General features: G+C 40.5%; 4 protein-coding genes. 2 read left to right on the forward strand and 2 right to left on the reverse strand.

The window, feature by feature from the left end:
* On the reverse strand, window positions 1–4,149 hold a 4,149-nt coding region (locus tag SE27_RS08400), incomplete at its 3' end, for a translocation/assembly module TamB domain-containing protein (protein WP_455549981.1).
* A 21-nt stretch (window positions 4,150–4,170) separates the two neighbouring features.
* Complete coding sequence (locus tag SE27_RS08405) at window positions 4,171–6,897, reverse strand: autotransporter assembly complex protein TamA (RefSeq protein WP_039622535.1); 2,727 nt, start codon at window positions 6,895–6,897, stop codon at window positions 4,171–4,173.
* 177 nt (window positions 6,898–7,074) lie between these two features.
* Here SE27_RS08405 and SE27_RS08410 point away from each other — a divergent pair, with 177 nt between their 5' ends.
* Together SE27_RS08410 and coq7 are read left to right on the forward strand one after the other, a co-directional pair.
* The gene (locus SE27_RS08410; protein WP_039622538.1) at window positions 7,075–8,397 is read left to right on the forward strand and encodes an MFS transporter; all 1,323 of its coding nucleotides are present in this window, start codon (window positions 7,075–7,077) and stop codon (window positions 8,395–8,397) included.
* Window positions 8,398–8,401: 4 nt separating this feature from the next.
* Window positions 8,402–9,037 (forward strand): 2-polyprenyl-3-methyl-6-methoxy-1,4-benzoquinone monooxygenase, encoded by a 636-nt coding sequence (coq7, locus tag SE27_RS08415; RefSeq protein ID WP_039622539.1) that lies wholly within the window; start codon window positions 8,402–8,404, stop codon window positions 9,035–9,037.
* The last annotated feature ends 188 nt before the right edge of the window (window positions 9,038–9,225 follow it).

Consider the following 9,225-nt stretch of genomic DNA (forward strand, 5'->3'; position numbering starts at 1 on the left):
AATTAAAGCATTCAAAGCTTCTTGCTCAGATAGGCCAGCATCATTATAAATCTGAATATTTGGACTGGTGGCCGTTCCAGTTACACGCACACCTACCGTACTGCCTTGTACATTTTTATTGGCATCGACATCGAGCGTTGGATTAGACAAAGGCCCATTAAAACGCGCAATGGCACGGTTCAAATCTAAACTTTGCCCATAAGCTTCAATTTTCACCTTTTGACTGACACCAATGGCACCATTGGCACGCATTGCGGTTTCTAATCCGCGCTGCGACAGATACAAACGCCCGAGTAATGGAATACGACTATTAAAACCTTGGAAAATCACCTGATTTCCTAAATCCACCATCACATCTGCTCGAATATCCCATGGACGAGCCGCTCTTAATATTGCCAGCTGATCTTGGCCTTCATAAACCACACGTACATCCGATGAGACATTGACCACAGGAGCTGAGGATTCAGGCATCGAGATCAGCGCACGTATTACATCAACTTTACCATTTAAAGTAAGTTTTTTCTTAAATGGCAGTACATCTAAGCTTAAGTCTGGTGTAACCAATGCAGTAATCAACGGTGCTTGGCGAATTAATAGATTTTCACCTTTTAAATGCAATTGAATGCGTGGATCATTTTTCCAATCGACGTTACCGGTCAATGCGCCCACACCGCGGCCACTATTAAATGCGCCATTGATACTGGCATGATCTTGTCGAATTGAAGAATACACTTGAATATTGCTTAAATTCACCGGCAGCGAAATCATACTGATCGCACCATCTTTAAGGCGCATTTCACCATTAAACAATGGCTGGGTTAAGGTACCTGCAATTTTTCCTGCAAAAGATAAGGTTCCGGCTAGTGATCGTATATCTTGAATAAAAGGTTTTAACAGCTTGAGTTGCACTTGATCAAAAGCGACTTCACCACGTATCGGTTTGCTGTCTTTATACGGATCAATAATCACATTGGCATAGCCAGTGCCTATTTCAGGCGTTTTAACATCTAAACGCACTTGTAGACCTTCGGCTATACTTTTGATGATCAAAGCAAGCTGATCATATTTAAGCGTAGAACCACTGTCTTGTGGGTCTTCTGCGGCCAATCCGATAATGCCATTACGCGTGATCAGTTTGGCATCAATTTTGGGCTTGCTGCCTTTTAACCATGCAGCTTTAGCATAACCATTCACTTTACCGGTGATGGCTAAACCTTCTGGCATAAATGCAGCAAAGTCATTTAAGTCAACGTTTTGAGTAATAAAAGAGACATTACCTTTATTTTTACTGATTCGAATCGGCTGATCAAAACATAACTGACTTTGTTGACTTGACCAACAATGCGCCCCCACAAATAACTCTGCTTTTGCTGCAGTATAAATTAATGTGGCATTTTGGCGTTGTACTAAGCGTACACGTAAAGAATCAAAATCACCTTTTTGAATTTGTCCAAGCCAATCATCTTGTGCATTAAAACCACCAGCCAAGTGTACATAAAATTTAGAAATTCTATTTTTGGCTTCAATTTTTAAGATATGCGCTTTACGTGTTCCTGCCAGTGATATTTCACCTTGTTGAATTTCACGTGAACCACTGCGCAAATTATCCATTTTAGCAGTCAGCAATGTAGGCGTCGTTGCTGAAGTGGGTAGTTCCCCCTGAATACGTAATTTTTTAATACTCAGTAGATTATTAAATCCAAAATCATCCACAGCTAAATTTGCAGTGGCCTGTAAGCGCGGCTGTGATTGCACATTTAAATAGCCATAAGCACGGCCGCGTAAGCCACTATAAAGCTCATATAAAGCCGGCGCATTAATTTTAAATTTAAGATTTTGCGCGTTACCTGTGGCTTGAATCTGATTTTTTGCATAAGACAAATAGAGATTATTGGCTTCAAATTGCTGCGGTAAAAAGCCTTTCTGATTGGAATTCAGCACTACAGCCAAATTACCTGTACCACGCACGGGTTTGTTATTGATAATACCGGCTAAATTTAATTTTTCGATATTAATACGCTTTAGCGCATCTGACCACACACCTTGTGTTTTGACATTACCGGATAACTCACCTCGAATAGATGAAACAAAATAATGTGGTTTAAAGCGCACCAGTGAAGCATTTACATTCCAAGCGATACCATTTTTAAGATTCACCAAACCACTGGCCAGAATTTTACCAGCCACACCGACATGTTTTAATTCAGCAATCTTAATAAATTCAGGTGTACCCGAAACTTTAAATTTTAGTAATCCTTCGCTGGCTTGAATTTGACTGGCATTTAAGCCGCCATCATATTCCACCGCAAAACTCTTAAATCCACCGCCTTGCTTTTGATTGTGAAATAAAATTGCAGCGGTACTACGTCCTGTCAAACGCACAGTTTCTGGCGTACTTTGCTGTGCCAAACGACCGGTTAAATTAATCGCATTTAAATGAATAATTTGTTGATTTGGTTTTGCAAAACCATTGGCTTTGATTTGTCCATTGATTAAATCGACAGGTGCGGTATCCAGCACGATCTGCGGGTTGAAATCTTTGGCATTTAACAAGGCATCCCATTTTAATTGATGCTTATCCGTCGGCAATTGGATTTTAGCATTTCCCGTTAAACGACCTTTACCGGCAATATAACTAAAATCAGGGATATTTAAAGTGTTATTTTTAAGATTAAGTTGCGCACTATATAGCCCTGCTGGCAATGTGCTTTTTTCATTTTTAGATACTGACGTTGCCACATGAATATTTTGTTTGCCTTCAACCAAAGCCACTTGAACATCACCAGACTGACTATTTAGCCATCCCACATAAGGCACGGCGCGATCAATATTCTTCCAAGCGATATCCAATAACATCGGATTAGGCTGCTTGCCTTTTTGCTCTGCCTGATCCAGTTTAATGTTCCATGTTTCATAACGATCAAAATCAACTAAAGCCGTGAGATGCAGGCCTTTTTCTAAACGTCCTTTTGAGGCGATTTTACCATCCACCGTTGGCGGTAAAAAATCTTGAACCACGACAGGAATAAGCTTATCTTTTAGATTGATTTTATCCAAGCGCCCCTGAATATCCCAACTGATTCGATCTTTCCAGCTCACAACGCCCGCCAGATTGACTGCACCTTTCATCAACTGACCATTTAAATTATTAATATTTAACTGATGAACTAAATCGGTATACATGGTGGCATTGTACTGTCCCTGAGGAATATTTTTACCGCTTAAATCAGTCACAACATCCAAGTCTAAACGGTCAATATTACCTTTAAATTGAGCCACACCTGCTTGGGTAAAGAGCTTCTGCTCTGTCAGCAAGGGCCAGTGGTATTCTTTAAATTGTAACTCACCAAACATTGGAACATGTTTACGTACAGGATGTACCACTGCCCAACCGGTTAATAAATCAGGAGTATGGGTGGCCACACCCACTTGAATGGTATCTAAAGAACCTCTAGCCACCACTTTAATCGTATGAATGTTCAAGCTATCGTTTAATGCAGGAATATTTAAGTCGGCAACAGCATTTAGAGGATACTTACCTGCAAAGGTCATTTTCCCCGCAGCATTTTTTATCGACAAATAGCCCATATCTGCACGCGTATTTTCAAAATTAAGTTCAGTACCTGACCACAGCGCATCATTTAAATGAATATCTTTAAAATCGACCTGATTAGAACCGCTTTTAATGAGTAAATGATCGACGTCTGCACTATCTAAACGTAAAACAAAAGGCAAACGAATTTCACTGAATTTAAACGGCTCATCCGTGGTTTCACTTTTTGAGATAACTTGTAAGTTACGAATATCAGCACGATTTAGATGTATTTCTTTTTTTAAGATCGCGCGCCAACCCAACGTGACATCTGCACGATCGATTTTGACGTCTACAGGCTTCAAAGTGACTAAAATATTTTTAAGGATTACCCCTTGTAAAAGATTACCGCCTTCATATTCATAGTGAATAATTTGCTGACGCTCTAATACACGATCAAGCAGAAATTTACTGCCCTTATCCGTGGTAAACATGACGGCAAAAGAGGCCAGCAATAAAACCACCACCATAAGCAGTGTAAAAAGGACACTTCTTACAATACGACGTTTTTTTGGTCGCGGCGTTTCGGTTTCAGGTTGCTGTTCTACTTCAGCCATAATGCTCTCTAAAAACTAAAATTATAAAGGTGAACCAATAAAGAAATGGATTCGAATAGGATGATCATCATCTGAAATACCAGAAGCAACATCAATACGAATAGGGCCAATCGGGGATGCCCAACGCACACCTAAACCTACGCCATACGCTGTAGGTGTTTTAAAATCTTGATCATACGCATTACCAACATCGGTAAATACCGCAGCACGCCAACCCTCTTTAAATTGATAGTTATATTCTAAAGAGCCAACAGCTAATGCTTGTCCACCAATTTTAAAACCATCTTGTTCAGGCGATAAGCTCTTGTAATCAAAGCCCCGAATGGTTTGATCGCCACCGGTAAAATAACGTAAATTATAGGGAACTTTAGTAAAATCATCGGTTACGATATAACCTAAATCGCCGCGCCCTACAAACTGATGATTATCATTTTCGCCCAAGGAGTAAATAAAGCGCCAACTGGCATTTAAAAGCGCCATATCCGCATCAGACAATAAAGTTTCACTGCCCAACTCCACTTTATAAGTTTGCTTAAAGCCTTTACTCGGATTAAGACGCTTATCTGTCGTGGTTAAAGAGGCTTCATAACCGGCCAATAATGACTGTTGTTGCTCATTAGCATTGGCTAAAAATGCATCAGGAATTTGATCAAAATCGACGATACCATCTTGAGTAATGCGATCTAAGCGATAACGCACGCCAAAGGTATGTTGCCAACGCCCCAGCGGATTTTTAATAATGCGATCTGCACCGCCCACCGCGGATTCAATCATCAGCCCATTGCCTTGTGCGACGTTATTACGTTCTTCACGCTCATAGCCTGCCACCAAACTAATATAATCATTCAGTGGATGTTTATAGGGAATATTATAACGACCGTCCACCGATTGACGAATTTTAGACACTTCCAAGTTGGCATCAAAAGAATGACCACGGCGATTGACAATGGCACGGCGATATTGTCCACGTACGCGAACACCAGTATCGGTACCATAACCGGCACCCACTTCTGCACTGTTTAACTGATCTGCATTTAAAGTCACAATAACCGGAATTTTCTTTTCTTCACGTGCTTGAAGTTTTAAACGTTCTTCTTCAGTTTGTTTATCTTCTTGTTGCATACGCAATTGACGTAAATTTGGATTGTCTTCACTGTCGGTTTTACCGGCAAATTGTGTTTCGTCCACCACAGACTGCGTGACTTCTTTGGAAGAAGGCTCTGTTTTTTTACCTTGCGTGGTGGCGTCACGTTCTGAGAGTTTTTGCTGATCAACCAACGCTTGAATATCCGGTGGAAGCTCTAAAGGCAGCTCGATTGGATCAGGGCGTACTGCATCCACCAACGTGTAATTAAAATAACGTGAGTTGGTCAAATTATTGGCCAAACCATTGACACGCCAAAACGTATAGTCCGCTCCATCTTGCCATGACACCATGCTTTGCAAGACATCAAGATCAAGCGGAAACGGTTTTGCCGAATCACTCATGCGAAACTCAACTGCCCCCAGCTTATAGCGTTCGCCCGTTTCATAACGTAAATTGATATCTGCAGTATCTTGAGGTTGCGCCACTTTTACATCGTGCAAACGCCAATAACCATCAAAGAAACCATTGTTACTGGCGGCATCTCGAATACGTGTTTTGGTTTTTTCATATAAACCATGGTTAAAAATATCATCGACATCTTGATCGGGTAAAATACGAATCACTTGGAACTGCGGTTGATTTTCACCTACACCGCTAAATTCAATATTTTGCTGTTCAATACGAACCGCTGCATTTGGCGTGACACTGACCCGAACACGAGCATCACTCACCTTTTCAAACTTAAACTTGGCATTGTAAAAACCGACCGCTTGCGCAGCTTGATTGGACATGGTTCTTAATTGCGGCAATGCAGAAGGAAAATCACTAAAAGACTCTTGGGTAAAAGTAGATAATTTGCCCTTAATATTGGTTTTTAAGTTCTCTAGGGCTTCAGTGTAGTCTTTGTCTGCAACTTGAGTGCTGTTTACTGTAGAAATATCTACATCGGCACGAATACGTGGCACTTTGGCGGTATTTAATTGACGTGAGGGTCTAATTTTATATAACCAGCGCTTAAAGAAACTCGGTTCTTGTAGCTCATCAATAACATCAACTTCAGCCAAAGTTTTACCTGATTCATTGGCTTCGACCACAATTTGGCTGTCTGCTTGAATACTGGAAATTAGTTGATCTACATTGACCGGTGCCTGATTAATTTCAGCCAATTCTTGTTGCGTTACCTCTGGCATAACCATCTCGGTGACTTGACCGGCGCGGTATTGTTGGGCTTGGCTTTTTGCGTCTTCTGCGACGCGGAAAATTTCATCCGCCATGCTCTGACTGACGGGCGCAACAGGAAGTTGTTCTAGGTCTTCAAACTCAATCGGAATAAATTCTGTTAAAGGTTGTATCGCTTGTTCTTGTTGTTGTAGCATTTGCAAACTGTCTAGCGGCTGCGTATTTTCTTCTTGAAAATTTTCGATTTTTGCAAGATTTTCATCACTGCCTCTGCCCTGTTTAACAGCTTCACTCTTGAGTTGTTGTTGGAATTCTGCTTCATTAACCAAGGTGTTAGATGCAGGGGTTTGGGCAAAACCGTGTTGTGCCGAGAGCATTAAAAATAGAGTTAGACAGCATTGTTTACCTGGATCATTCCACTGTATGAAAGAACGGACACTGAGGTTCAATGTCGACTTTTTAAAATTCAGGTTTGAAGGCATAAAAAACTCTAAACTCATCTAATATTTGTAATGAAAATGCCCAATGCAAGCTGACTAACGAACTAAAATCTATTGGAATTTTATCGAAATAAAAAGTTCAAAACATAATACATTATTTTTATTGTATTTTACCAAATGCTCACATTTCTTAATAAAACTTAATGAAGCCGATAAACCATGGAAAAAAATGAACATTTACTTAGCACGCGTCGGTTTTTACCCATGTTTGTTACTCAATTTTTTGGCGCATTGAATGACAATGTCTATAAACAGGCCTTGCTGTTGGTTATTACTTATGGCTGGATTCATCAACAAGCAGCCAGTGTCAGCACACTGAACAACCTCGCTGCGCTATTGTTTATCTTGCCCTACTTTATTTTTTCAGCCACAGCGGGACAAATTGCCGATAAATATGAGCGCGCAAAGTTAGTTCGTATTATTAAAATCTTTGAAATTGTCATTATGTTAATCGGCGCAGCGGGCTTCTTGCTGGGACAATTGTGGCTATTGCTGTTGGCATTATTTTTAATGGGCACACACTCAACTTTTTTCGGCCCAATTAAATACGCTATTTTACCGGAAATTTTAAAACCGAATGAGCTCATGTCCGGCAATGCCTTATTTCAATCCGGCACATCTGTGGCCATTTTATTGGGGATGATTTTAGGCGGCGCGGTGATTTCCACCTCACAAGGCAATTTATTGTGGATTAGCTTAACCGTCATTATTCTTGCTGTATTGGGTTATTTTTCGAGTCGTTTTGTTTTAAAACAAACAGTAACTTCAGCTGCGCTTAAGATTGATTGGAATTTTTTTAGAACCAGTTATCAAACCTTAAAATATGCCAAAAGCTTACCCATGGTTTTTTTAATTTTATTGGGTAATTCTTGGTATTGGTTTTATGGCGCAACATACCTGACGCAAATTCCGCAAATGACTCAGCAAAATCTACATGCCTCTGAAAATGTGGTCAGCCTATTATTGACCTTATTTTCTGTGGGGATTGGTGTGGGTTCATTGTTGTGTCGCAGAATTGGTGGTTCAGAGGTTAATTTAAAAATGGTGCCGATGGGCGCAATTGGATTAACCGTATTTGCCTTTTATTTGGCTGCAAGCTTGGCTTTTGTACCTCAACAAAATGGCGTTATGCTTGGGCTAAATGATATATTTAGCCAAGGACTTAGCTATTATCATGTCATGCTGGCAGTTACTCTATTGGGCATAAGTGGCGGTTTTTATATCGTACCTTTATACGCCATGATGCAAGCCTTTTCACCGCGCTCACATCGTGCACGCGTTGTGGCGGCCAACAATATTTTGAATGCGGTATTCATGGTATCCTCAGCGCTCTTTTCTATTGTCATCTTAAGTATATTTAAGATTGATATTAAAATACTTTTTAGTATTACGGCTATTCTAAGCGCCATTTTTACCACTTGGCTGTTGTTTCGACTTAAACCTATGCTAGCGGCACAGCAACATCAAACTTTAGAGGATTAATTTTATGCGTCAATATACCGGTATCGACAAATTTATTCATTCGTTTGACCAAGCGCTACGCAGTTTAGTGCCCGGAACAACTTCGGCTCAGCGGGAAAATCCTGCTAATGTGGTCGAAACTCAACTGATGGTAACCGAAGCACGTCATGTGGCCGGCTTAATGCGAGTAAACCACAGCGGAGAAGTCTGCGCTCAAGCGCTTTATCATGGTCAAGCGCTAACTGCAAAACTACCGAATGTACGGCATGAAATGCAACAAGCCGCAATTGAAGAGCAAGATCATTTGGCATGGTGTGAAGATCGTTTAAAAGAACTGGATAGCCACACCAGCTTATTTAATCCCGTGTGGTATGGCCTGTCGTTTGGTATGGGTGCAATTGCTGGTATGGTGGGTGATAAATACAGTTTAGGCTTTGTGGCAGAAACAGAGCGTCAAGTCAGTCTACATCTGCAACAACATATCCATCAGTTACCTGAGAAGGATGAACGCTCACGTAAAATTCTGGTGCAAATGAATGCAGATGAATTACAGCATCGAGAGACCGCTTTAAATGCCGGTGGTGTCGAGTTACCTGCTGCGGTACGTATTAGCATGACGGCTATTTCTAAACTAATGACTAAAACCAGTTATTACATTTAATCTAGACTTTTGAGCTTGTTGAAAACAACTTTAGATCAGAAATGTTTTGAATATTCAACAAGCTCATGATTTGATGTAAATGATTTTAGCAATGCTCAAATTTACCCAACATCCGATATACAGTTTCATCAGTTAAAATAAACAGGATTTTTGAGCTAAAAAAATCTCAGCATAACGGTGGCTGATTT

The organism is Acinetobacter harbinensis (assembly GCF_000816495.1).
In the GTDB taxonomy this organism is placed as follows: Bacteria; Pseudomonadota; Gammaproteobacteria; order Pseudomonadales; family Moraxellaceae; genus Acinetobacter; species Acinetobacter harbinensis.

Coding starts and splice junctions, on each gene's coding strand:
- SE27_RS08405 (WP_039622535.1), bottom strand. CDS start 6,897: ATGCCTTCAAACCTGAATTTTAAAAAGTCGACATTGAACCTCAGTGTC.
- SE27_RS08410 (WP_039622538.1), top strand. CDS start 7,075: ATGGAAAAAAATGAACATTTACTTAGCACGCGTCGGTTTTTACCCATG.
- coq7 (WP_039622539.1), top strand. CDS start 8,402: ATGCGTCAATATACCGGTATCGACAAATTTATTCATTCGTTTGACCAA.